The sequence below is a fragment of the Pseudomonas ogarae genome (assembly GCF_014268695.2).
Lineage (GTDB): Bacteria > Pseudomonadota > Gammaproteobacteria > Pseudomonadales > Pseudomonadaceae > Aquipseudomonas > Aquipseudomonas kilonensis.
The window spans coordinates 747,317-770,848 of record NZ_CP077086.1; the positions used below are offsets into that span (position 1 = coordinate 747,317).

Annotated in this window: 21 protein-coding genes; 3 read left to right on the forward strand and 18 right to left on the reverse strand. The window is 62.2% G+C overall.

All coding sequences use genetic code 11. The features are described 5' to 3' along the window. Positions 1-210: 210 nt before the first annotated feature. Positions 211-1,467, reverse strand: a complete 1,257-nt coding sequence (locus HU749_RS03215) for an MFS transporter (protein WP_437127839.1) — start codon at positions 1,465-1,467, stop codon at positions 211-213. A gap of 140 nt (positions 1,468-1,607) precedes the next feature. Between HU749_RS03215 and HU749_RS03220 the strand changes: the two genes are divergently transcribed. Continuing rightward, a complete protein-coding gene (locus HU749_RS03220) occupies positions 1,608-2,498 on the forward strand; it encodes a LysR family transcriptional regulator (RefSeq protein WP_186651213.1) in 891 nt (296 codons plus the stop codon). Positions 2,499-2,718: 220 nt separating this feature from the next. On the opposite strand, the gene HU749_RS03225 is transcribed toward HU749_RS03220, so the two are convergent. Both HU749_RS03225 and HU749_RS03230 read right to left on the reverse strand, forming a co-directional pair. Further along, the gene (locus HU749_RS03225; protein WP_186651215.1) at positions 2,719-6,768 is read right to left on the reverse strand and encodes a dermonecrotic toxin domain-containing protein; all 4,050 of its coding nucleotides are present in this window, start codon (positions 6,766-6,768) and stop codon (positions 2,719-2,721) included. A gap of 126 nt (positions 6,769-6,894) precedes the next feature. Then, positions 6,895-7,920 (reverse strand): alpha/beta fold hydrolase, encoded by a 1,026-nt coding sequence (locus HU749_RS03230; protein WP_225919123.1) that lies wholly within the window; start codon positions 7,918-7,920, stop codon positions 6,895-6,897. Between the two features lie 299 nt (positions 7,921-8,219). Between HU749_RS03230 and HU749_RS03235 the strand changes: the two genes are divergently transcribed. Both HU749_RS03235 and HU749_RS03240 read left to right on the forward strand, forming a co-directional pair. After that, a complete protein-coding gene (locus HU749_RS03235) occupies positions 8,220-8,753 on the forward strand; it encodes a PAAR domain-containing protein (RefSeq protein WP_186651217.1) in 534 nt (177 codons plus the stop codon). Then, on the forward strand, positions 8,750-9,070 hold the full coding sequence (locus HU749_RS03240; RefSeq protein ID WP_186651219.1) for a PAAR domain-containing protein: 321 nt from the start codon (positions 8,750-8,752) through the stop codon (positions 9,068-9,070). The genes HU749_RS03235 and HU749_RS03240 overlap by 4 nt, the downstream gene beginning before the upstream one ends. Before the next feature lie 204 nt (positions 9,071-9,274). Here the strand turns inward: HU749_RS03240 and HU749_RS03245 are convergent, their stop codons facing one another. The 15 genes from HU749_RS03245 to HU749_RS03315 are packed head-to-tail and all read right to left on the reverse strand — an operon-like array spanning position 9,275 to position 23,508. After that, positions 9,275-9,721 (reverse strand): excinuclease, encoded by a 447-nt coding sequence (locus HU749_RS03245; protein WP_186651221.1) that lies wholly within the window; start codon positions 9,719-9,721, stop codon positions 9,275-9,277. A 41-nt stretch (positions 9,722-9,762) separates the two neighbouring features. Continuing rightward, positions 9,763-10,989, reverse strand: a complete 1,227-nt coding sequence (locus HU749_RS03250; protein WP_046065094.1) for a beta-ketoacyl-ACP synthase — start codon at positions 10,987-10,989, stop codon at positions 9,763-9,765. Beyond that, positions 10,989-11,717 (reverse strand): 3-oxoacyl-ACP reductase FabG, encoded by a 729-nt coding sequence (fabG, locus tag HU749_RS03255; protein ID WP_014336201.1) that lies wholly within the window; start codon positions 11,715-11,717, stop codon positions 10,989-10,991. The genes HU749_RS03250 and fabG overlap by 1 nt, the downstream gene beginning before the upstream one ends. After that, a complete protein-coding gene (locus tag HU749_RS03260; RefSeq protein ID WP_014336202.1) occupies positions 11,714-12,181 on the reverse strand; it encodes a hotdog family protein in 468 nt (155 codons plus the stop codon). Before HU749_RS03260 ends, fabG begins: the two co-directional genes overlap by 4 nt. Next, positions 12,178-13,374 (reverse strand): beta-ketoacyl-[acyl-carrier-protein] synthase family protein, encoded by a 1,197-nt coding sequence (locus HU749_RS03265; RefSeq protein WP_186651223.1) that lies wholly within the window; start codon positions 13,372-13,374, stop codon positions 12,178-12,180. The genes HU749_RS03260 and HU749_RS03265 overlap by 4 nt, the downstream gene beginning before the upstream one ends. Next, entirely contained in the window at positions 13,371-13,853 is a 483-nt protein-coding gene (locus tag HU749_RS03270; RefSeq protein ID WP_046065096.1) for a DUF3261 domain-containing protein, read from the reverse strand. The genes HU749_RS03265 and HU749_RS03270 overlap by 4 nt, the downstream gene beginning before the upstream one ends. Then, the gene (locus HU749_RS03275; protein WP_079301584.1) at positions 13,850-14,578 is read right to left on the reverse strand and encodes a class I SAM-dependent methyltransferase; all 729 of its coding nucleotides are present in this window, start codon (positions 14,576-14,578) and stop codon (positions 13,850-13,852) included. Before HU749_RS03275 ends, HU749_RS03270 begins: the two co-directional genes overlap by 4 nt. Positions 14,579-14,588: 10 nt before the next feature. Continuing rightward, a complete protein-coding gene (locus HU749_RS03280; RefSeq protein ID WP_186651225.1) occupies positions 14,589-15,836 on the reverse strand; it encodes an NAD(P)/FAD-dependent oxidoreductase in 1,248 nt (415 codons plus the stop codon). Continuing rightward, positions 15,823-16,980, reverse strand: a complete 1,158-nt coding sequence (locus tag HU749_RS03285; protein ID WP_186651227.1) for a sodium:proton antiporter — start codon at positions 16,978-16,980, stop codon at positions 15,823-15,825. The genes HU749_RS03280 and HU749_RS03285 overlap by 14 nt, the downstream gene beginning before the upstream one ends. Continuing rightward, positions 16,977-19,316, reverse strand: a complete 2,340-nt coding sequence (locus HU749_RS03290; RefSeq protein WP_186651229.1) for an MMPL family transporter — start codon at positions 19,314-19,316, stop codon at positions 16,977-16,979. The genes HU749_RS03285 and HU749_RS03290 overlap by 4 nt, the downstream gene beginning before the upstream one ends. Further along, the gene (locus tag HU749_RS03295) at positions 19,300-19,893 is read right to left on the reverse strand and encodes a LolA family protein (RefSeq protein WP_014336209.1); all 594 of its coding nucleotides are present in this window, start codon (positions 19,891-19,893) and stop codon (positions 19,300-19,302) included. The genes HU749_RS03290 and HU749_RS03295 overlap by 17 nt, the downstream gene beginning before the upstream one ends. Beyond that, positions 19,890-20,315, reverse strand: a complete 426-nt coding sequence (locus tag HU749_RS03300) for an acyl-CoA thioesterase (RefSeq protein ID WP_014336210.1) — start codon at positions 20,313-20,315, stop codon at positions 19,890-19,892. The genes HU749_RS03295 and HU749_RS03300 overlap by 4 nt, the downstream gene beginning before the upstream one ends. Then, a complete protein-coding gene (locus HU749_RS03305) occupies positions 20,308-21,852 on the reverse strand; it encodes an HAL/PAL/TAL family ammonia-lyase (RefSeq protein ID WP_186651231.1) in 1,545 nt (514 codons plus the stop codon). Before HU749_RS03305 ends, HU749_RS03300 begins: the two co-directional genes overlap by 8 nt. Beyond that, positions 21,833-22,777 carry a lysophospholipid acyltransferase family protein gene (locus HU749_RS03310; protein WP_186651233.1) on the reverse strand — a complete coding sequence of 315 codons (945 nt, stop codon included), beginning with the start codon at positions 22,775-22,777 and terminating at the stop codon, positions 21,833-21,835. Before HU749_RS03310 ends, HU749_RS03305 begins: the two co-directional genes overlap by 20 nt. Then, on the reverse strand, positions 22,774-23,508 hold the full coding sequence (locus HU749_RS03315) for a glycosyltransferase family 2 protein (protein ID WP_186651235.1): 735 nt from the start codon (positions 23,506-23,508) through the stop codon (positions 22,774-22,776). The genes HU749_RS03310 and HU749_RS03315 overlap by 4 nt, the downstream gene beginning before the upstream one ends. Between the last annotated feature and the right edge of the window lie 24 nt (positions 23,509-23,532).

Genomic DNA, 23,532 nt, shown 5'->3' on the forward strand with positions numbered 1-23,532 from the left:
CCGCAACAATCTTGACCAGGAGTATGGGCTCTTGTGGCGAGGGAGCTTGCTCCCGCTCGGCTGCGCAGCAGACGCAAACCGGTCGGCAGGATTTACCAGTTGCACCGCGGCGTCTGGCTTTTGGGGCGGCTGCGCCACCCAGCGGGAGCAAGCTCCCTCGCCACAAAGTGTCCACGCTGTCCCTGGCTTGGGTCGTGAAGTCGTGATGGCTTAAACCTGCACATTCCCCGGCAGCAACGGCAATTTCGCCAGTTTCACCGCCACCCACAATGCGATCACCAGCAAACCACCGATGAACAAACCGACGCCGTTCCACCCGCCCAGGTGCCAGGCCACGCCGCCCGCCGTACCCGCAACGCTGGAGCCGGCGTAATAGCTGAACAGATAGAGTGACGAGGCCTGGCCCTTGGCCTTGAGGGCGCGGCGGCCGATCCAACTGCTGGCGACCGAGTGGGCACCGAAGAAACCGAACGTGAACACCAGCATGCCCAGCACGACCAGCCACAGCGGGGTGGCCATGGTCAGCGCGAGGCCAGCCAGCATCAGTGCGATGGTTGCCCAGAGCATTTTGCGCCGGCCGAGTCTGTCCGCCAGTGCGCCGATTTTTGCCGAGCTGTAGATGCCCGACAGGTACACCACCGACAGCAGCCCGACAAAGGCCTGGTCCAAGTGATAAGGCTCGGCCAGCAGGCGGTAGCCGATGTAGTTGAACAGCGTCACGAACGCGCCCATCAACACGAAGGCTTCGAGAAACAGCAGCGGTAACCCGGCGTCGCGAAAGTGCATGGTAAAGCCGTCCAGCAAACTGCGCGGGTGCAGCGAGCGGGGACGGAAGTTGCGTGACTCGGGGAGGATTCTCCAGAACACCGCCGCCGCGATCAGCGCCAGACCGCCAATCACCAGCATCGCCGTGTGCCAACTGACAAAGTCGATCAAGACCCCGGTGATCAGGCGTCCGCACATGCCGCCGATGGCGTTGCCGGCGATGTACAGCCCCATCGCCAGGCCGATGTGCTTGGGATGAATTTCTTCGCTCAAATACGTCATCGCAACAGCTGCCAAGCCACTCAACGACAGCCCCACCAAGGCGCGCAGCAGCAATACACCCTGCCAGGTCGGCATCATGGCGCTGGCAATCGTGCACACCGAGGCGGCGAACAGCGCGGCGACCATCACCGGCTTGCGCCCGATGCGGTCGGAAATCGGGCCGGTGATCAACAGGCCGATGGCGAGCAGGCCGGTCGCCACTGACAGGATCAGGCTGCTCTGTGCCGCGTTGATGGAAAATTCCTTGGACAACAGCGGCATCATTGGTTGCACGCAATACAGCAGGGCAAAGGTCGCAAAGCCACCGCTGAACAGCGCCAGCACCGTGCGCATGAACATCGGCGTGCCCTTCTCGATATAGATGTCCTTGAGTTCGGCGACGACATCATCCTGCACACGCGGCGGGATTTCATGGGTCAGTGGAGCGACAGCAGTTTTCACGGTGGACCTCGCAAGGGCACGATCAGGCAGGCAATGAAAAAAGCATATAGCCGGCTAATGATTCTATCCAATATATTGTTCGACCTGTTTAAGACGTTTTGCGACCTATTGGATAGCCCATGGAATTGCGTCACCTGCGTTACTTCATCGCCGTTGCCGAAGAACTGCATTTCGGCCGTGCCGCGCTGGCCCTGGGCATCTCCCAGCCGCCCTTGAGCCAGCAGATCCAGGCGCTGGAGCAGGAGATTGGCGCACGGCTGTTCGAGCGTACCAATCGTCGGGTCGAATTGAGCGAGGCCGGACGGTTGTTCCTTGAAGAAGCGCGACGGGTATTAGTCCAGGTCGACAAAGCCGCCGACGTCGCCCGCCGCGCCCAACTGGGGGAATTGGGCGAGCTGAAAATCGGCTTCACCTCCTCGGCGCCGTTCAACTCCACCATCCCCCAGGCGATTTTTTCATTCCGGCAACGCTTCCCGGCGGTGCACCTGAACCTGCGGGAAATGAGCAGTACCCAAGTGGCCGATGCACTGGTGGATGAAGAGATCGAGGTGGGCATCATGCGACCGTTGCCGTTGCCTGACTCCTTGGCGGAAATCGAGCTCAGCCGCGAACCGCTGGTAGCCGTACTCAGTGCCAAACATCCCCTGGCCCAGGGCAATGAAGACGGCCTGTTCCTCTCGGCCTTGGCCCAGGAACCATTCGTGTTCTTCCCCCGCAGCTACGGCAGCGGTCTCTATGCCCAACTCCTGAACCTGGCCCGCGACGCCGGCTTCAGCCCGCACTTCGCCCAGGAAGCCGGCGAAGCCATGACCATCATCGGCTTGGTGGCGGCGGGGCTGGGTGTCTCGGTACTGCCGGCGTCTTACCAGCGCATGCGTATCGATGGGGTGGTCTATCGGCCGTTGCTCGATCCAGCGGCGGTGTCGGCGGTGTGGCTGGTCCAGCGCAAGGATCAGCGTTCACCGATGGCGAAGGCGTTTGTGGCGTTGTTGACTGGCAATACCGAGTAGCGGGTTAAGCGGAAAAACACCTGTGGGAGCGGGCTTGATCGCGATGCAGATATTGGATGTGCCGACGCCATCGCGAGCAAGCTCGCTCCCACCCTTGATCGTCGGTGGTCGCAGAACCTTCAATCACCGCAAATCTCCTGTGGGAGCGAGCTTGCTCGCGATAGCGGTGCATCAGCCACCAAAGATGTTGGACGTGCCTACGCCTTCTGGGCTCTCTATCTCAATCCCCCCAGACGGTCGCCGGTTTGTTTACGTGATAATTATAAAAACCCTGGAGTGTCCACGTATCGCCCTGGCGTTCGAACGCGGCGCGCCACAAGCCCCGGCCACCTCCTGGAACCAGTCGAGCCATGTCGTACCAGTAATACTGATTGATTTTCTTCGTCGTCACCCTACCAGCACGAATGTCATCCATGATTTCCACCACTTTCGCTCTGGCTGTTTCAGGGAAGTTATCGTAGGACATTTGCGTGTCCGCCAGTGGGCTGGTATCGACCGTGAACTTGTCGGCCGCAGGCGACGGAACCGCTGAAGTAGGTGGCGTGGTTGGAGGTCGGGTGCCCGTCACTCTGTTTGTCCGGGCCTGTGTCACGACCTCGATGTCGAACGCATCATAGCGGGATAAGTTTCGGGTGAATTTTGTAATCTCCTCTTCGGTAACAACCATCATCCTGCGTTGCGACTTGCCTTTGTTGGCGATGATGTAAGGGATTTCATGTTGCCTGATTTCTGTCAGTAGCCCGAGTCTGTTTCTGCGGCGCATTTCCGTACTGAAGGCATTGATGAATTTTATTTTGTATTCGTCTTGGCGTTCGGGGGCGTTGACGTATCTTCGCTTGGCAGCCTCTACATCCGGGCCGCTCCCTGGGAACAGCGGCTCCAGCTCGTCGAGGAGTTTGGCTTGTGCGACCTCCAATATTTCGGTGTGGGTGTCTGCAATATTTTGGACGGCGTCTCGCTTTTTTCCTCGTTCGGGGGTGATCGCTAGAAATACAGCCCCGGTAACGTTATCTGGCAGTATGGTGATGGCCGTATTGAACTCGCCTCGGTGATTGAACAGCTTTGGGCCAAGTATTTCTATCTTGTCAAATATCAGTATTTGTTGGGCGGCTGTAAGGTTGAAGCCATCGCCTCTTGATTCGATGACTTTGGTTGCAGTATCGACGTGCATCCATATGTTGATTTTATGCTTCAAGTTTGCGTGGGGAATTATCTGCGTTTGATAGAGGGAGGTTATTTGTGCGCGATAAGAATCCAAGTCTCGCATGCCAACATCCTCCATGCTCTCATGGAGTATTCGTACAGCCAGCTCATCAGGCATTGAATCAACAAGATTCTTTACGGTGTTGACCAATTCAACGGAGGGCCTGCGTTGGTCCGCCAAAGCACCTTCCAGCAATATGTTGCATCGCTTCTGTTGCAGGGTCTCTGGAGACCGGCCGATCAGGCTCTGTAATGCCCCGCCACCCAACAACCGGTTTTGCGCTTCAACCTGCCATCCGCCATTTCTCCAGGTCACCGTCCGCTGGTTTGTACGGTTGTTAGGCGCGTAGATAATCCGTTCGCCTCCCTGAATCGCCGATTTGTAGAAGTACTTTCCTATGGTCAGGTAACCCTGCCCGCTGGTGTCCCTGTACCGATTGCGGCCTTCGGGGATCAACCCCTTGCTGTCAAAGCCCCTGAGGTGAAAAGGCTCCAACTCCGGATCTGGCATGCGGGGCAGGGAGGACAGCGCCGGGCGCGCCTGATGACGCCTTGCGCGGGCCATGATCAGATCCTGCCCGGCTTCGGCGATGACCTCACCCAGTCCGCTGATAAAGTCACGTGTCCACTGGCTGAAGTGACCGCCTTCGACATCGATTGCCGCCACCGCCGCCCCTCCGGCCATCGTCGGCAGGATCGCGCGTCCCAGTATCCCGCCCAGCCGGCCCGCAGGCGCCATCGACATCGCCCCGGTCAATAGCATGACGCCGTTTCTGCGCCCCTCCCGCGCGGCTACGCTGTCGCGTTCGGCGTTGGTCACCGTCAACATGTCCGCGGTTTTCATCGCGTGGGTTATTTGCGTTTCATACAGTGCTTGGAGCAAGTTCCCTCCAACCACGGGCGAGGAGATTTTCGTCGCAAAGTCGTTCTGTGCCCTGGCCCTCGCCCAGACGAAGGCCGACTGTGTGACTTTTCTTATCTTCTCCTCGAACGTCAGCTTTTCCGAGGCCGGCACCATGCTGGCAAGCTGTACGGCCTGCTCCAGCAGCGGCAGTTGCGAAATGAGCCAGCGGGTCATTTGTGGCGTGGCAGTGAGCGTCTGCGCCAAGGTGCTTTCCAACGTCCGGCCGCTGGCCGCATCCACGTCCCTGAACACCTTGCCGTCCGGTGCCCCCGGCGTGTACAGCGTCAGCGACGGGCGGCTCGACACGGTTTTCACCCCAAACGCCAGTATCGACTTGAGCACGCTGTTGCCCCACTGCAGTTGACGGACCACCACGTCGTGCCCGTTGACCTTGGCGCGCCGATCCGGTGTCGGACTGTCCAACGCTGCCAGCACCAGGTTCAGTCCGATACTGTCCTTGTCGTGCCTCAGGTCGCCCGAGATATGGGCGGTCCACGCCTGCGCCCGGATCTGTTGCGCTTTCAGGGTCATCCATTGCGCTTGTGATTGGCGGGCGGCGAGCTGCACATCGGCCGCCAGCCGGGTGCCGATGTCTGCGCGCTCGATGGTCTCTATAATCTGTGCAAAGCTCAGCGGCCCGACGACGGTAGGCTGAGCGGCGTTGCGTTCGTCCTGGGTCAGGTTGGACATCGCCCACTCGGTCATGGAACGGCGGTCATCCATGACCCCCCTCACGCCACCTTGCGAAACCCCGGACCCGAACGGTGAGGCGCCCGTTGGTGCATGCGGGTCAGTCAGTTGTTTTCTGATACTCAGCGACACATCTTCAGGATCGGCTGGCGGGTATTTCTCTCCGATGAAGCCGGCGAGCAGGCGGCGGGCCCGCTCCCGAAGCGCCTGCGCGGTGGCCAGCGTCACCGGGTCCGCCGGGGGCGGTGTATCGACCAGACTGCTGTGCAGAGCCTGCGCCGCCCTCCACCATGCCAGGCGGTCATCACCAGTGATGTGGGGGAGGTCGTGCAGCCAGTCATTCAAGTTCTCCAGGTTCAGCCGCAGCTCGCGCTCGTCCATGGCGCCTGCCAGGTCCAGCTTATCGCCGATGTCCGCCGCGGCATCCAGCCTGCTCACCCAGGCGGCGATTTCCTCTTCGTCGGTCGGGCCGTTCAACAAGGTATTGCTCATGGCTGCTTTCTGCACCGCCCGTAAATCGCTGACCAAATGAACAAGGAAACTCCCTGGGATTGGCGCGGTGCCCAACCGGTCCTCGACGTTATCGTCCTCCTTCAGGCTGGCCTTCAGTTCGGTCAGGCTGCCATGCACCGCCAGTGGATGACCCGGACGGTACAGCACAGCGTCCGCTGAATGATCGGTATGGTCGGGCCGTGTCAGCACGACGGCACCCGGCACCGGCAGGCTGAATCCCCAACCTTGGGGAGTGAGGCTCAGGCTGAAAACCCCGGGTCTGGTGGGCTGCGCCGCCAGATGGTCTGTCACTGCCTTGTGCATTGCCTGGCTCAGCGTTGTATCCAGCAAATGAAGATCCGCTTGTACCCGCAGTTGCGTACCCAGTTCTTCCGCCAGCCAGTCACCGACGTTGCGGCCCCGGGTGAAGTCGGCCGGTTTATTCCAGAAGTCGTCCAGTACCTGCGCCAGCAGCCGTTCATACGACGTTGGCGTGGTATTCAGCAGGTGTTTGATTTCTTCCTTTGCTTCACGACTGTTCAGGGCGCCGGGTACTTGGGTGATGTTGTCTTTCGTCACTACAACCTCAAGGTTGTCGATCTCGAGGAAAAACTCACGGGTATTCATCTGACCGGCAACGGCGCGCCAGAAAAGGGTCTCGAGGAAAACGATGTCTTTCACTGTCCGCCGGGACATCGGCCCGTTGGGGACGCGTTCCGATGGGGGGATGGGCTCCTCTTGCAGCGTGCACACCGACAACGTTTCGACGTCCATGGTGCCCGCCAAGGCGGGGAAGGTTCTTTTGAACCAGTAGTCCAGATGCTGTCTCGTGGCCGTCGAGGGCCAGGGAACGGCACTGTTCAAGCAGATCATGTGCTGCTGCGAGGTCGTGAGCCGGCTTATCAGTGAGGCACTGGGGTCAGTGGCGCTATCGGCCTGGGGAAGGTTGAAAGACAGTATGGGGGCGGTATCTTCCTGCATGTGCTCTTCCTGAGAGATTTTCGGAAGAACAACCTATTGAAGGCAAGCGACGATAGGGTGGTAGATAGATACCGCACATATAAAAGGGAGGCGCTGTACGAGCGCCTGCAACAAAGCGAATTTGACTTACTGTTTATTGTGCAAGAAGGTCAGGATCGCGTCGCGGGTAGCCTGCGGTTGTTCTTCCAACAGCCAATGTCCGGTATTGATCAGTGTTAATGAGTGCGGTTGCGTAGCAATGTGCAAGGCCTGTTCGGCCAAGGTTTTACCTCTCGAATGGTCCCCACCGATGGTGAGCAGCGGGACCGTCAACTTATTCTGGGCAAATGCCAGATTGTCATTCGCGTCATGCTCTACCCAGGCGGAATAAAGTTTGAATGCCGCCTCCATGCGCCCAGGTCGGGAGTAATCCTCCACCAGCGCCTGGCGCACCTCATCAGGTACCGTATCGTTGCCCTCGAATACAAAATCATCAAAAAACATGTCCAGGTAGGTTTTCTCCTGCCTCTGGATCATGGCCAGGGCCGTTTTACCAAAAAAGCGAAAGTGCCATTTACTTGCCATGCCCACTTCAAGATCACCGTTGTAAGCGGTTTCCCACCCAGGAATGCCAGGAATGAATCCATCCATCAAGATGATGTGCCTGGTTTCATCCGGGTAAAGAGCGCCGTAGGCATAGGCAATGATCAAGCCCATGTCGTGGCCAATAATATCGACCTGCTTGATGTTCAGGAGGGTTATCAGTTCGTGTAAATCATGCGCCATGCTTTTTTTGTCATAGCCACTTGTTGAAATATCAGTTTCGCCAGCACCGCGATAATCAGGAACGATCGGTGTAAAACCCGCACGCACCAATGGCCCCACCAACTCTCCCCAACTGCGCCAGCTTCCCGGAAACCCATGCACCAACAACACCGGGTGTTCACCATCACCGCCCATCAGATAGTGAAGGCGAATGCCGTTCACGTAAGCATAGGCGCGGGTAAATAGCACACCGTCCACAACAATGCCGCCTTGTTCTACAGAAGGCGTTGTGGCGTGGCGTTGAGCAGAAACGGCCGTGACGCCTGACCAGGCGATCGTATTCATCAATTTTTTATCCATTTTTGAAACCGGGTTTAAACATCTGAAAATGGAAAGGCGCTTTTTCAAGTGGTTAAAGCCTGATGGGATCCGGAACCCCACCGATACTGTCGAAGATGACAGTTCCGACAAACGGCAAAACAGAATTGGACTGTCAGATTCCTCTCGGCTGTAGGAACGCGCGCATTTTCTTTTCCGAAATTTCCTGTTCGCTCTTAATACCGTGCTGCCGGGATTGCGACTTGCTAGCGCTGCAACGTCTTATTCATTGCTCTGATGTTCGTCCGGCTTAGCGTTCTTGCCCAGATGTAAGGAGAAAGGCAGTCCAAAGGCCAACGGATAACGTCCCTTGAACAGGAGCCTTAGTAATGAATGAGCCCTTGCTGTCCCCATACACCAACGAAGTCTCTGCTGAATACCTCCTCCATTTGGACGACTTGTACTTGGAGCAACAGCAACTCGACGGTTACAGCGAAGAAGTCGTGGCATGGATTAATCGACAAAAGGCGTTTGTCGAAGCCCATCCTCCCATCGCTATTTACCGAGTGGCCACCGAGGGCAGCCAGACGCGTAGCGGCGGAACGATCCAGCAAGTGTCATCGTCGTTGACGTTCACCTTGGACAATGGCTGGAAGGTACGGGCCGCGCAAAAAGGCGATGAGGTGGTGTACGCCGATGGCAGCACGGCACGGATCATCACTGGCGCAGGGAAAAACAATAGCAACATTGCATTGGTCGGCAGTCGCCTGAGCAATGGCGACGAGATCATCAATACGCTTCAGAGACGTTTCCTGATCATCGTGCGCGAAGGTGTGCCGATGGCGGAGGATTTTTTGCCTGCTCTCAGGCTGGCGGATGTTCATCGCCTGCACTCGAATGCGATGAAGGAGAATATCCAATGAACGAGGGTTACTTCATCGGTCTGGGCGACAAGACCACTTGCGGTGGGAAAGTGCTGGATGGCGATGGCAAGGTGAACATGTTTGGCCTGCAGCATGCCCGCGAAGGTGACCGCGTCTCTTGTGGAAAGGACGGGAACACCTATCAGATCAGGGGCGGTATCGGGCACATGGTCAGCCATGGCAGGCATATGGCTGGCACCCTGGATAGCCACAGTACCTGCTCCTGCAAGGCGCGACTGATCCCCTCGGTATTCTGGATCACCTACAAAAATGCAGACCCCGCACCGCAAGCCAGCCGAGCCGCTCAACTGGCTTAACGACCTGTGGGAGCGAGCCTGCTCGCGATGACGGCGGCACAGCCAACATCGCCGACACTGACCCACCGCTATCGCGAGCAGGCTCGCTCCCACAGTGGATCTATGGTGCATGCAATATCTGGGTACACCACCCAACCCTGTGGGAGCGAGATGTACGCATTATCGGTGTATGCAGGCGCGAACTCGCACACCAGCCCCCCAGTCTTATTGCACCTTCGCCAAATCCCCTTTCAACGCGACGCCGGCCATGATCGCGCCGGCGTGGCATTCGTAGGTGGTGGGATCCTTGCGTTCGTTGCGCTTGTAGAAGCTGACGATATTGGTGACGGCGTTGGCACCGGCGTTCTTGGCCGCCTCGTGCAGGCTGATCAGGGCCGATTGCAGGACCCATTCGCAGGCTACTTCATCGGATTTGTTGAAGGCGTTGGTTTTCTTGTTGGTCACCGCTCCTGGGCTGATCACGGTGACGTTGCCGGACGGTTTGTTTCCGGCCAGATAGAACTTCACGCTGCCGTCGATCTTGCCGGTGCGGATGGCTTCGGCGACGACTTTGTCGAACGGCAGGAACAGCGTGGTATCACGGGCCTGACTGAGGCTTGGCAGGCTGCTGAGCAACAGGACGGCGGTCACGGCGATTCTCTTCAACGACATCAGGGTCTCCTTGACGGGGGTAACAGGGTTTTGAATCCGATTCAGTGCCAGCGGCGGAAAATCAGCGAGGTGTTGACCCCACCAAAGGCGAAGTTGTTGTTCATCACGTATTCGTTGCTCATCGACCTGAACTCGTTACGCAGGTAATCGAGCTTGCCGCATTGGGGATCAACCTCATCAAGGTTGAAGGTGTGCACGTAGAGGTCGCGGTTCATCATCTCGATGCTGAACCAGGATTCCAGTGCCCCGCAGGCACCCAGGGTGTGACCGAGGAAACTCTTCTGTGAGCTGATGGGCATGTGTTCGCCAAACAGGCTGCTGGTGGCCAGGGTTTCGGCGATGTCGCCCTGTTCGGTGGCGGTGCCGTGGCCGTTGACGTAGCCGATGGCCGAAGGTTCGAGGCCGGCATCTTCCAGGGCCAGTTCCATGGCCCGGCGCATGGTGAGCAGTTCGGGGCGGGTGGCGTGCTGGCCGTCGGCGTTGCTGCCAAAGCCGACGATCTCGGCATGGATCCGGGCGCCACGGGCCAGGGCGTGTTCCAGTTCTTCAAGCACGAGCATGCCGGCGCCTTCACCGATCACCAAACCGTCGCGGTCCTTGTCGTAGGGGCGCGGGCTGGTTTGCGGTGCTTCGTTTTTCAGGCTGGTGGCGTAGAGCGCATCGAAGACCATCGCTTCGGTCGGGCACAGCTCTTCGGCGCCACCGGCGAGCATCAACGGCAGGCGTCCGAACTTGATGGCCTCGTAGGCATAGCCGATGCCATGGCTGCCGCTGGTGCAGGCGCTGGAGGTTGGGATCAGGCGCCCGGTCAGGCCGAAGAAGATGCTGATGTTGGCCGCCGTGGTGTGGGGCATCATCCGTACATAGGAGTTGGCGTTCAGCCCTTCGGCCACGCTGTTGAGCAGCATGTTGCCAAAGGCCTTGATCTCGTCGGTGCTGCCGGTGGACGAACCGCAGGACACGCCCATGCGCCCGTCCTTGATCGACTCGTCGCCCAGCAGGCCGGCGTCGGCCAGGGCCTGTTCCGCCGCGCCCACCGCCAGGCGCGAGACCCGGCCCATGCTGCGCAATTGCTTGCGGGTCCAGTGGGCCGGGACCTGGAAGTCGTCGATGGGCCCGGCCAGGCGGGTGTTCAGTTCAGTGAAACGGTCCCACTCATCCATGCGCCGGATGCCGCTGCGGTTGGCGGCGAAGTTGGCGGCGATGGTGTCCCAGTCGCTGCCTATGGAGGTGATACCGGCCATGCCGGTGACGACGACGCGCTTCATCAGCACAAGCCTCCGTTGACGGCCAGGACCTGCCGGGTGATGTAGCCGGCTTCGGCGGACATCAGGAAATTCACCGCACCCGCCACTTCTTCCGCGGTACCCATGCGTTGGGCGGGGATCATTTTCATCAGTTCTTCCACGGGTACGTTTTCATCGAGCATGGCAGTGTCTATCAAGCCTGGCGCGACGCAATTGACGGTGATCTTGCGCTTGCCCAGCTCGATTGCCAACGCCTTGGCCGCGCCGATCAAACCGGCCTTCGAGGCGCTGTAGTTGACCTGGCCGCGATTGCCGATCAGCCCGGAAACCGAGGTGATGCAGACGATCCGCCCGGCGGCGCGACGACGGATCATCGGCATCATCACCGGATGCAGCACGTTGTAGAAACCGTCGAGGTTGGTGCGCATCACCACATCCCAGTCGTCTTCGCTCAGGGCCGGGAAAGCACCATCGCGGGTCAGGCCGGCGTTGAGCACCACGCCGTAATAGGCACCGTGGGTTTCGACGTCGGCTTCGAGGATGGCCTTGCACGCGGCACGGTCGGCCACGTCGAATTGCAGCACCCGGGCGTTGCGGCCCAGGGCCTGGATTTGCGCCTGGACCGTCTCGGCCTCGGCGCGGCCACTGCGGCAGTGCAGCACGATGTCGTGCCCGGCCTGGGCCAGGCGCAGGGCGATGGCGCGGCCGATGCCACGGCTGGAGCCGGTGACCAGTACGGATTCAGTCATGACGGGTTTCCTGTTGCGGACGGTTCATGAAGGTAATGGGCGGCCTGGGGCGGACGGAATACGTTGAGCCGGGCCGTGGCATGAATGCCGGGGGCGTGGATGTGGCATTCGAACACGCCCATGCCGTTGTCGTCTTCCAGGGAGCGCACGCCGTGGATGGTCAGCTCGACGCCGGCTGGAAAACACTCGACGTTGCATTCGAACTTGCGGGTGCCGAGCAAAAAGCCCAGGGCCACGGCATCACCCCGTTGGCGTGCATGGCAACCGGCAAAGGCGGCGACGCTTTGGGCCATCAGCTCGATGCCGACCCAGGCCGGCAGCGCGCCATCGTCGCGGCTGAACAAACCGCCGGGCTTGACGGTGGCGTGGGTATGGATCTGTTCGTCATCGAACGACAGGATCCGGTCGATGAGGATCATGTCGCCGGCATGGGGCAGCAGTTCGGCGAGCGGCCAGTCAATCATGGGGCGTCTCCGATAATCAGGCTGACGTTGTTGCCGCCGAATGCAAATGAATTGCTCATCAGGCGACGCGGGGTGGCCGGGTTCAGGTGGGTGCCGGCGGTGACCCAGTCCAGCGCCGGCAGGGCCGGATCGGCCTGGCCGTCCCAGACATGCGGCGGCAGGGCCAGGGCGATATTCTCTGCGCTCAGGGCCAGCCAGCAGAACGCCGCTTCCAGTGCCCCGGCCGCGCCGAGGGTATGGCCGGTCATGGGCTTGGTGGACGAGCAGGGCACGCCCGCCGGAAACAGCCCGGCCACCGCCTGGCTTTCCATGGCGTCGTTGTGTTGCGTGGCGGTGCCGTGCAGGTTCAGGTAGTCGATCTGGCTGGCCTCGAGGCCGGCGCAACGCAGGGCTTTTTCCATGGCCTGGCGGGCGCCGCGACCGCTGGGTTCAGGTGCGGAAATATGGTGGGCATCGGAACTGGCACCGTCGCCGAGCAAGGCAATCGGTGCTCCTTCGCCCGGCGTCTTGCTCATGAGGAACAGCACGGCTGCTTCGCCAATGTTGATGCCGCTGCGGTTCACCGAAAACGGATTGCAGCGTTCGTTCGACACCGCTTCCAGTGCGGAAAAACCGTTGAGGGTCAGTTTGCACAGGCTGTCCACGCCACCGCACAGCACCGCATCGCACAGGCCCAGGTCGAGCAGGCGCCGGGCGCTCATCAAGGCGCGGGCGCTGGAGGTGCAGGCCGTGGAAATCACGTAGGAGGGGCCGCTCAGGCCGAGCCAGTCGGAAAGAAAGTTGGCCGGCGCGCTGAGTTCCTGTTGCTGGTAGTCGTAGCCGTCGGGGAAGTGTTGCTCGCGCAGGTAATGGGCAATGCCCTGGCTGGCCTCATCGATCCCCGAAGTGCTGGTGCCCAACACGATACCGATGCGGGCGCGACCGTAGGCCTGGATGGCCTGGTCGATCTCGGCGCGAATCTGCAGCCCGGCTTCCAACAGCAGTTGATTGTTGCGGCTGCGGTGCGCCAACAGGGTTGGGGGAATGGGGGCGAGTTCACCCGGCACCGCGGCAACCGGCAACGCACGTTCGGCGACCCAGCCGTCCTTGATACGCACGCCCGAGCAGTCGCCGGCAAACAGGTTGCGCGCGACGGTGTGCTTGTCGCGGCCCAGGGCACAGATCACCCCGAGGGCATTCAAATAGGCGGTCATGGGGCGTTCTCGGTCAACGGTGTGATGCGGTAGCGGGGGCCTTGGGGCAGGCTCATTTCAAAATCCAGCGGCTGCGTGTAGCGCACCTGCCAGCGACTATCGAGGGTCCGTTGCGACGCCTGTTGCCGGGCGGCCGGGTAGTTGCCGGGCAGTTCGGCTTCGGGGGTCAGGGCGAACAACAGCGCGGCGAACAACTCCCGGGCCTCGGCATTGGGCGGCAGCAGACCGTCGGCTTGCCACTGGCCTGCAACCAGGCGCTGGCGGGCCACGGGAATGCCCAGCGGGTCCATCATCGACCAACGGATGCCGGCGTCTTCGCGCTGGATCACCAGCAGCCAATCCTGGCGTTGGCCGGCCAATGTCCGTTCTATGTGCAGTTGCATCGGCAAGGCCAGGGTTGGTGTGCGCTCGGGCAGTGGCGCATGGCTGGCGCAGGCACTGAGCAGCAACAGGCAGCCGATAAGCAGGGCACGAATCATCCGATGGCCCCTTCGACGGGCTTGCGCGCCACCACATTGACCAGGGTTTCCTCTCGCTCGCCGAACGGTTTGGCCCGGCGCAGGCCAAAACGCTCCAGCAAGCCAAAGTCCTTGGCGCGGCTCCACCACAGATACGGATAGGACACGTTGCAGGCTTCGAACTGGAAACCCTGCCCGCGGATCATCTCCAGGTATTGCGCGGCACTTTTCTGCACGTGCATGGGATGACGGAACAGCCAGCGAATCACCCAGGTGTCGATATAGGCTTCGGTGGATTCGGCGAACATCAAATAGCCGCCGGGCTTGAGTACGCGGTAGAACTCGGCGAGGGCGTTTTCCTGTTCCACCAAGTGATGGAACGTCTGGTGGCAGAACAGCAGATCGACGCTGGCATCCGGCACTGCCAATGTCGCGCAGTCGCTGCCAATCAGCTCCACGGTCATGCCCTGGCGCGCGACCTCCTCCCGGCTCAGGTCCAGGCTGTGGGGGTCGGCATCCACGCCGATCAGGCGGTGTGGCGCGAACACCTGGCGCAGGTACTGGAAGGATTTGCCCTGGCCGCAGCCGGCGTCCAGCAGCACCGGGTTGCTCGGCAGCGGGGTGCTGAACAGGCTGCGCAGGTCGTTGATCGCCACGCGCAACACATGGTGCTGCCAGGTGTGGCTGCGCAGGAACCAGAAACCGAAGCGGGTTTCTTCGACGTAGTTGTCGCTCAGGTAGCTCATGGTTGCTGACTCATGGCGTCGGGCTCGCGCAGATTTCCGAGAGCATGCGCAGGCGCCGCTTGGGTTCGCTGACGAACGGGTTGCGCTGATCCCAGGCGTAGCCGGCCAGGATCGAGCTGATCATGCGGCGGATGTCGGCCGAGCCTTCGGTGTAGAAAATCACGTCCTGGAAGGTGCCGGCGTACCAGCCCTCGACATAGCAGCGGAAGGTGTCGACGCCGCGCTTGAGCGGCTCGGCAAACTCGCTTTGCCAATCCACGGATTCACCTTGCAACTGACGGTGGAGCACGTCGGCGGCCATGCTCGCCGAGCGCATGGCAATGGTCACACCGGAGGAGAACACCGGGTCGAGGAATTCCGCAGCGTTGCCCAGCAGGGCGAAGCCTTGGCCGTGCAGGGTCTTGACGTTGGCCGAGTAGCCGCCGATGGTCCGCGCCGGGGTGTCCCACACGGCGTTCTGCAGCACGCCGGCCAGGCTTGGGGTTTCATCGATGAAACCGCGCAGGCAGGCATCGAGGTCGTCGGTGCGGCCGGTGAAATGTTCCGCCGCTGCAACCACACCCACCGAGCAGCGCCCGTCGCTGAACGGAATGGTCCAGAACCACACGTCGCGTTTGCTCGGGTGAGTGGTGATGAGGATCTTGTCCCGATCAAAAGCCGGGGTGTCGATGCGATCTTCGATGTGCGTGAACACCGCTTGGCGCACCGGGAAGTTCGACGGCGCCTCAAGGTCCAGCAGGCGCGGCAGGACTCGGCCATAGCCGCTGGCATCGAGCACGAAGTCGGCCTCGACGCAGTATTCGCTGCCATCTTCGCGCTGCACACCAAGTTGTGGCTTGGCGAGGCTGAAATCGGCGCTGGTGATTGCTTGGCCGTAGCGGATCTCCACGCCTTGCAGGGCGGCCTGGTCGGCCAGCAACTTGTCGAAGTCGGCGCGTTGCACCTGGAAGGTCGTGGGCTTGCCGTTGCTGAAGGTGTCGCCGAAATCGAAGGCACTGTAGCGCTCGCCCCAGGCAAACGCGGCGCCGTTCTTGCGCTGGAACCCGGCGGCATTCACCGCGTCGAGCATGCCGGCTTCTTCGACGAAATCCAGGCAATGGGACAACAGGCTCTCACCGATGGAGAACCGGGGGAAATGCTGGCGCTCGATGACCAGCACATCGTGGCCCTTGCGCTTGAGCAGCGCGGCGGCAATGGCGCCGGAAGGGCCTGCGCCGATGATGACGACCTGTCGACGTTCCGTTTCAACTGTTGGCACTGGAGCTCCTGGCCGGGACGGCAAGCGAGGGAATACGGTGGAAACCGGCCACGGCCGGCAGCAATGTGGCGATCAGCCCCATCAGCATCAGCGTGAAATACAACGCCGGGCTGATGAGTTGTTGTTGCAGGAGCAGGTTGAGGAAGACAATTTCACTCAAGCCGCGAATGTTCAGCAGGACACTTTCGCGCCAGCGACTGGCGCCGGCGAATGACGCGGCGGCCCAACCCAGGCCCAGCCAGTTGCCCAGCAGTTTGCTGGCAATGGGCAACAGCAGCAACGCGGCCAATTGCACCCAGTCGAGGCTGTTCATGGCGCTGTGGACGTCGATCTGCACAATGCCGAACGTGAGGATCAGCGGGATCGCCAGGTACGTCTGTAAATCCTGCATCCAGGCAGCATTGAGCGGCAGCCTCAAGGGTACTTTGAGCGCGGCCATGCACAGCAGATAGCCGATGCCGACGATCAGTGCATTGAGCCGGTAGTGTTCGGCCACCACCAGCAAGGCAAAAAACACGCCGCTGTACAGCAACGGCTGGCGCAGGCCAAACAGGCGCAACAGCAGCGGCACACAGGCGCCGGCCAACGGCAACAACAGGCTGTCCAGGTGGAGACTGCCCTGGGCCAGGCCGAACAGGCTCCAGCAGGCCAGGTCGATCAGGATCGCCGTTTGCACCAGTCGTCGAGTGGCGGCGGGTGGGTAATCGATGTGACGCAGGTACAGATACAGCACCGGGATCGCCGTGATCGCAAACAGCAGTCCCACCGCCAGGGAGCTGATCCAGGGCTGGGGCGGCAGCAGCCAGAACGCTGTCGCCAGACCGCAGGTGAACGGAACGACGAAGCTTGGCAGGGCGATTTTCACGCTCTGGCGGTCCAGGCGCAGGTCGATCACGTCGCTGAGGATGTGCCCCAGCAACAGCGCAAACGCGAAGCTGTAGAGGTTCTTCAGCCACACTGGCGACACCAGTTGCGCGCCGCTGAGCTGCCAGCCCGGCTCGATCCAGAAATACATCAGCAGCGGCAGGCCGAACGTCGCCAGCAACAACTGGCTGACAATCGGGATCAACCCGAAGCGACGGCCTATGTGGGTCGCGACTGCGAATAGCCCCAGGGCCATGAGCCAGAACAGTAGGATCATCATGGGGCGGGCTCCGCGACCGCTGCCGCGTGGGCCTGATGTCCGACCCACGGCGCCAGCATGAAGCTGAAGGCCAGCCCCAGGCTTACTGCCAGGCCGAAGTTGCTCACCGCCGGGGTGCTGGACAGCGCCAGCAGGCCGAACGACAGCCAGGTGGTGACCGCCGCCAGCAACGTGCCCAGCAGGCTCACGGCGGCACCGCCGATCTGCTCGCGCATCAGGATCGCGTAATCGACACCGATGGCCGTCACCAGCAGCAGGCCGAACAGGCTGAACAAGGTCAATGGCTGCCCCAGCCAGCCGAGGCTCGCCAGGCTGCACAGCGCGGCCAGCAGCGGCAGGGCCACGATGCGCAAGGCGCCGCCGACGCCAAACGGCCAGACCAGCACCAGCACAATCAACACGCAGGAGGCCAGTTTCAATTCGGCGGCGCTGACCTGCGTGGCGGCGAAGACCCGGTTCAGGTCGCCCAGGCGATCCACCAGTTGTACGCCCGGCAAATCCACCGCCTGAACCCGCAGCAGCGCCGCATCGTTCAACCCTTGTAAGCTGACCACCGCCGCGACGCCTTGCGCTGTTGGTCCGAGCCAGAGTGTGCGATACGGCTCGGCCAACGGACCTGCCAGCGCGGCGTCAATGTCGGTCACCGGCAGGGCCTGTAGTTGCGCCAGCTCCGCTTGCAGCGCGGCGACCGGCACGCCCAGGTCCAGCAGCGGTTGCCAGAAGCCCGGCAACCGGGCCAGGGCCTCACGTACTTTCTGCTGTTCGGCGGGCGGGCTGACCAGTTGGTTCAGCGACAGGTAGCCCTGGAGTTTTTCCAGGCCGATCAACTGGTCCAGCCGCTCATTGAGGGCGGTCTGGCGCTCCAGCAGTTGTGCCTGGTCGTCGGCGCGGATCAGGAAGAACTGGCTGGTGGGCTGGAAGCCGGTGATGCGCGCGATGTCGCGGGCCTCGTCGGTGAGGTGCTGGGGCGTGCCGATCCACTGGCGGATGTCGTTTTTCGTGGTCAGGTGCCAGAGGCCGCCTGCGCAAAAGCTCAGCAGCAACACCAGCAGCACTGGCGTGGGTACCCGCGCCAACAGCGCTTGGCGGGTCTGGAGCAGGCATTCGCACAGCCGCAGCGGCCACTGGGCCGGACGCAAGTCGGCACCCTTGAGCAACGCTGGCAGCAGGCAGACGGCAGTCAAGTAGGCGCCCACCAGCCCGGCGGCGGAAAAGATCGCGATCTGGGTCAGGGCCGGGAACGGCGTCCAGGCCAGGGCCAGGTAGCCGATGCAGGTGGTCGCCAGGCTCAGGCTCAGCCCTGGCAGGGTCAGGCGCAAGGCCGGCCAACTGCGCCATGGCTTTAGGCTCCAGCTCTTGGACAGGTAGTGCAACGGGTAGTCCACCGCGACGCCGATCAGGCTGGAACCCAGTACCAGGGTCATCACATGCATGCGCCCGAACAAGGCCACGCAGGCCACCGCGCCGAACAGCATGCCTACCAGCACCGGCACGAACGCCAGCCACACGCGCAGGCGCCGGAAGGCCAGCAACAGCAGCAACAAGATGCCGACGGTCGCGCCACCGCCGACCCAGGTGATTTCCCGCGACGCCTGTTGCTGGCCGCTGGCGGCGTACAGCAGGCCGCTGGCCGCTAGCAGTTGCCCTTGGGCCTGGGCTGCCTGGTCGCGGCTGTGTTGCAGCAGCTCGGCCACTTGCAGCGGCAGGTTCATGTCGAAGGCGTTGCCTTGGGCGCGGGCCCGCAGCATCACCCAGCTTTTACCGTCGGCATCGGCGACCAACGCACCGCTGCCGATGTCGAATTTTATCGCGCCGCGTTGTGGCTGGCTGTTCTGGATGCGCCCGGTCAGGCCCAGCCAGTCGTCCTGGTTCGGCACCAGGCTGAAGCCGCTGAATGGGTCGAATAGGGCCTGCACCCGCTGTTGGATGAACGCCTCGGGTTGCTCGATCAATTGCTGCCGGTCCGCCGCCGAGAGCATCGCCAGTCGCCCGTCGAGCAATTGCCTGCGCAGCGCCGGCAAGTCGGCCTGCAACGTCCACTGGACCTTGTCGAACAGGCCGCTGGCCTGCCATTGCTCGCCCAGGGTTTGCGCCAGGGTGATGGCTTGCTGGCGATCGGTGTGACCCACCAGCACCAGCACCTCGCGATTGAGCGGCTCCTGCATGCGTTGTTCGGCGATCAGCTCCAGGGCATCGGGCGACGTACCCGGCACCAGCTCCATGAGATTGGCCGACAGCGGCGCGCCGTTACGCCATTGCCAACCGGCGAGCGCGAGCACCGCCAGCAGCAGGATCAGGAACAGCCGGGGCAGCATCCGTTCACTCGGCAAAGTCATGTTGCTCCGCTTCGCTCAAAGGCTGCGTGCTCGTGCTGTCTTGCATGCGCAGCACGGTACTGTCGCCTTGGGTTTCCAGCAGTTCGATGCGCTGTACCAGTTCGCCGCCGTCGATGTTGATCTGGTTGAAAACCTGTTTGAGCAGCACCGAGCGCGGGGTCAGGGTGAGCTTCCATTGTTGTGGCTCACCCGACAGGCTCAGTTCGAAATCCCGCTGCAGGCCTGTGCTGTCACCCTGCAATACCGCCAGGAACAGTCGGTTCTGTTCGGCGCCGGCGCTCTTGTTCGGCAACATCTGCCAGGTGCTGCCGTCTCGTCGGGCGATGCCCTGGGTGGTGATGCGGTAGTCCTGTTGCAGCGGGGTTTGCAGCAGCCACAGCAGGCCGTGGTTTTTCGCCAGCACGAAGCGCCCCTTGCTGGTGAGGGGCTGGGGCAGGGCGCGCAGGTGTTTTTCCTGGATGAACTGCCCGTGGATCACCTCCGGGCGGGCCAGTTGGTCGCTCAGTTGTTGCAAGTCGAACGCTTGGGCAGCGGGCGCCAGGCAGCACAGCAACAGCCAGATAACCAGGCGCTTCATGGCAGTTTCCTTTCCACGGCTTGAACAAAGACCCGGGGCGAGGCCAGCAGCATTTCGCGACTGGCGAGGTCCACGGCCACTTGCACCGAACTGGCACGGGTCAAGCGCTCGCCCGTGGCTGCGTCGCTGATCAGGTAATTGATCTTCAGCCGGTTTTCCCACTCCACCAGGCTCGCGCGCACGGTCAGGGCCTGGCCGAACACGGCGCTGCGCACGTAGCGCAGTTGCAGGTCGATGATCGGCCACGCATGGCCGGATTCGAGCATGTCGTTGTAGTTGTGGCCGATCAGGTCGAGCAAGGCACAGCGGGCCACTTCCAGGTATTTGACGTAGTGGCCGTGCCAGACCACGTTCATCGAATCGACATCGAAGAACGGCACCACGATGTGTGTGTCAACGTGCAAAACGCCTTGGCTACGCATGCAGCCTCCAGTGTTGCTCGGCGATGCGTTGCAGGCACAGGCGCAGTTCGCCTTCCAGGGCGCGGTCTTCGATCACAGGGGGGAAATCCTCGGCCAGTTGCTCGTGCATGGCGGCCAGCGCCGGCGGCAGTGGGCGCGCGTCTTCGGCACGGCTGCGCAGCCACACGCCTTGGTTGGCGGCCAGCAAGGTGGCGGCGGCGACTTGTTCGGTCAGCTCCAGTACGCGGATCGCGTCCCGGGCGGCGATGGTGCCCATGCTTACCTTGTCCTGGTTGTGGCACTCGGTGGAACGCGAGAACACGCTGGCTGGCATGGTGTTTTTCAGGGCTTCGGCGGTCCAGGCACTGGTGCCGATCTGCACGGCCTTGAAGCCATGATTGAGCATCGCCCGCTCGGCGCTGGCGCCGGACAGGTTGCTGGGCAGGCCATGGTTGTAGCGCTCGTCCACCAGCAGTGCGAGCTGGCGATCCAGCAGGTCGGCGACGTTGGCCACCAGGTTCTTCAGGCTGTCCATGGCAAAGGCGATGTGCCCGCCGTAGAAATGCCCACCGTGCAGCACGCGCTCGGCTTCGGCGTCGATGATCGGGTTGTCGTTGGCACTGTTGAGTTCGGTTTCGATGAACGCGCGCAGCCAGCCCAGGCTGTCGGCCAGTACCCCAAGCACATGGGGCGCGCAGCGCAGGGAATAGCGGTCCTGCAGACGATGCAACGGCGCGGTGGGGGCGTCGATCGCCAGGTCCTTGCGCAGCCAAGCGGCGACTTGCATTTGTCCCGGGTGTGGCTTGGCGGCGAACAGGCGTTCGTCGAAGTGTTCCGGGTTGCCTTGCAGGGCGACGACGTTCAGCGCGGTGATGCGGGTCGCCAGTTGCAGCAGGTAGTCGGCGCGGGCGAAGGCCAGGCAGGCCAGGCCGGTCATCACGGCGGTGCCGTTCATCAGCGCCAGGGCTTCCTTGGGCCGCAGCACCAATGGGGCCCAGCTCAGTTCGCGGTGCACATCAGCGGCCAGGCGCCGTTCGCCACGGAACATCACTTCCCGTTCGCCGGACAGCGTGGCGGCGACGTAGGACAGCGGCGTCAGGTCGCCGCTGGCGCCCACCGAGCCTTCTTCCGGGATCAGCGGCAGGATGTCGTGTTCGAGAAAGGCCTGCAGGCGTTCCAGCAGCTCCACCCGCACCCCCGACATGCCGTGGCACAGCGACTGCAAACGCGCCGCCAGCACCGCACGGGTGGCCTGGGCGTCGAGCAGCTTGCCCAGGCCGCAGCCGTGGAACGTGTACAGGTGACGCGGCAGGGCCTCGACGTGGTGCAACGGCACGGCCACTACGCAAGAGTCGCCGTAACCGGTGGTCACGCCGTAGATAACGCCTTCCTTGTCCAGCAGGGAATCGAGGAATTGCGCACCCTTGGCGATACGCTGGCGGAACGCCGGGTCATCCTGCAACTGCGTCGGTGCCTGACGGTTGGCCAGGGCCAGCACATCTTCGATGCGCAAGGGGCGTTCGCCGAAGGTTACCGGCTCAAGAGTGGGCATCGTCATCGGTCTTCCAGAAAGGGTAAAAGTTGAACCACTGTTGGGGGGCCTGGAGGCAGTATTGCGCCAGGCGCTCGGCGTAGCGGCCAGCCCAGTGGGCGATCACTTGTTCGCGGTCGTTGCGTTTCCACACCACGGCATCGGCGAAGGGTTCGAGGGTGACGCGATAGCGTCCCTCGTGCTTGAGGCACATCAGCAGGTTGACCGGGCATTTCAGCAGGCCGGCCAACAGCCAGGGGCCCTGGGGGAATGCGGCCGCAAGCCCCATGAAGTCCACGGTCACGCTGCGCCCGCCGTGCAGCGGTACGCGGTCGCCGGCAATCGCCAGCCACTCGCCGCGCTCCAGGCGCTCGCTCAACTGCAACATGATCACCGGGTCCAGCTCGCTGACCTGGATCAGCCGCAAGTGCGTGGCACCGGCTTCGCCCAGCAGGCGGTTGAACCGCTCGGCGTGCTTGGTGTGCACCAGCACGTTCATGGTGACTTTCTCGCCCAGCTCGGCCAGGGCCCGGCACATCTCCAGATTGCCCAGGTGCGCGCCCACCAGCATTTGCCCGCGGGCATCGCGCAGATGATTGCGCAGCAGCGCCGGGTCGACGATTTCGATCTGGTCGATGCTCAGCTTGCCGTTCCAGACGTCGAGCTTGTCCAGCAGGGAGTCGGCAAAGGCCATGAATTGCCCGAACACCCGCCAGCGGGTCGGGCGCAGCTCGGGACGTGCGCTCCAGTCGGCCAGGCGCTGCTGGTATTGCCAGGCGGCCTGGCGAGCGCTGCGGCCGAAAATGAAGAAGTACAGGACGATGCCGTACAGCACCGGGGTCAGCAAACGCCGACCGAGCACCTTGGCGGCGAGCGCGGTGAGTTTCATCAGCCAGAAACTGCCGCGCTCCTGGCGGTCGGCCCAATGCTGCTTGTCTTCCTGAAGGTTCATGCCCGCCACCGTCGCCAGAGAATCAGGGGAAAGCGCACGAGCATGCCGAAGAACAACCGGGTGTGCATGCTGGAAATCAGCACGTTGTCGTGGAACAGGCGAAAGTGCGAGACTCCGTGCTGGGGGTAATGGACCCGCGTGTGCAGCCAGTGCATCGGCTGATTGCGCCAGGACAGGCGCACGAGGATGTCCGAATCGAAATCCATCCGCTTGCCGATATTGGCCGAGTCGATCAGCGCCAGGGTCGGTGCCAAGGGATAGACCCGAAAGCCGCACATGGAGTCGCGGATTTGCAAGGACAGGCTGTTGATCCAGACCATCACGTGGGTCAGGTAGCGCGCGTACAGGCGACCTTTCGGCACGCTGGCGTCGTAGCGCGGATAACCACAGATCACTGCGTCCGGGTGGGCACGGGATTGCTCGATGAACGTCTTCACGTCGCCAAGATCGTGCTGCCCGTCGGCGTCCACCTGCAAGGCGTGGCTGAAGCCCAGGCGCGCCGCTTCCCGCAAGCCGGTCATCACCGCGCCGCCCTTGCCCTGGTTGACGGCCAGCCTGACCAGATGGACCTGATCGCCCTCGGCCAGCCGATCGAGCACGGCGGCACACGCCGGGCTGCTGGCATCATCCACCAGCACGCAGGGCAGGCCGTTGGCGAGCAACGCCTGGACCACCGCCGGGATGGCGGTTTCGTGGTTGTAGACCGGGATGACGGCGCAGGGGTTATGCATGCGGCATGTCTCGGTGGCCAAGGA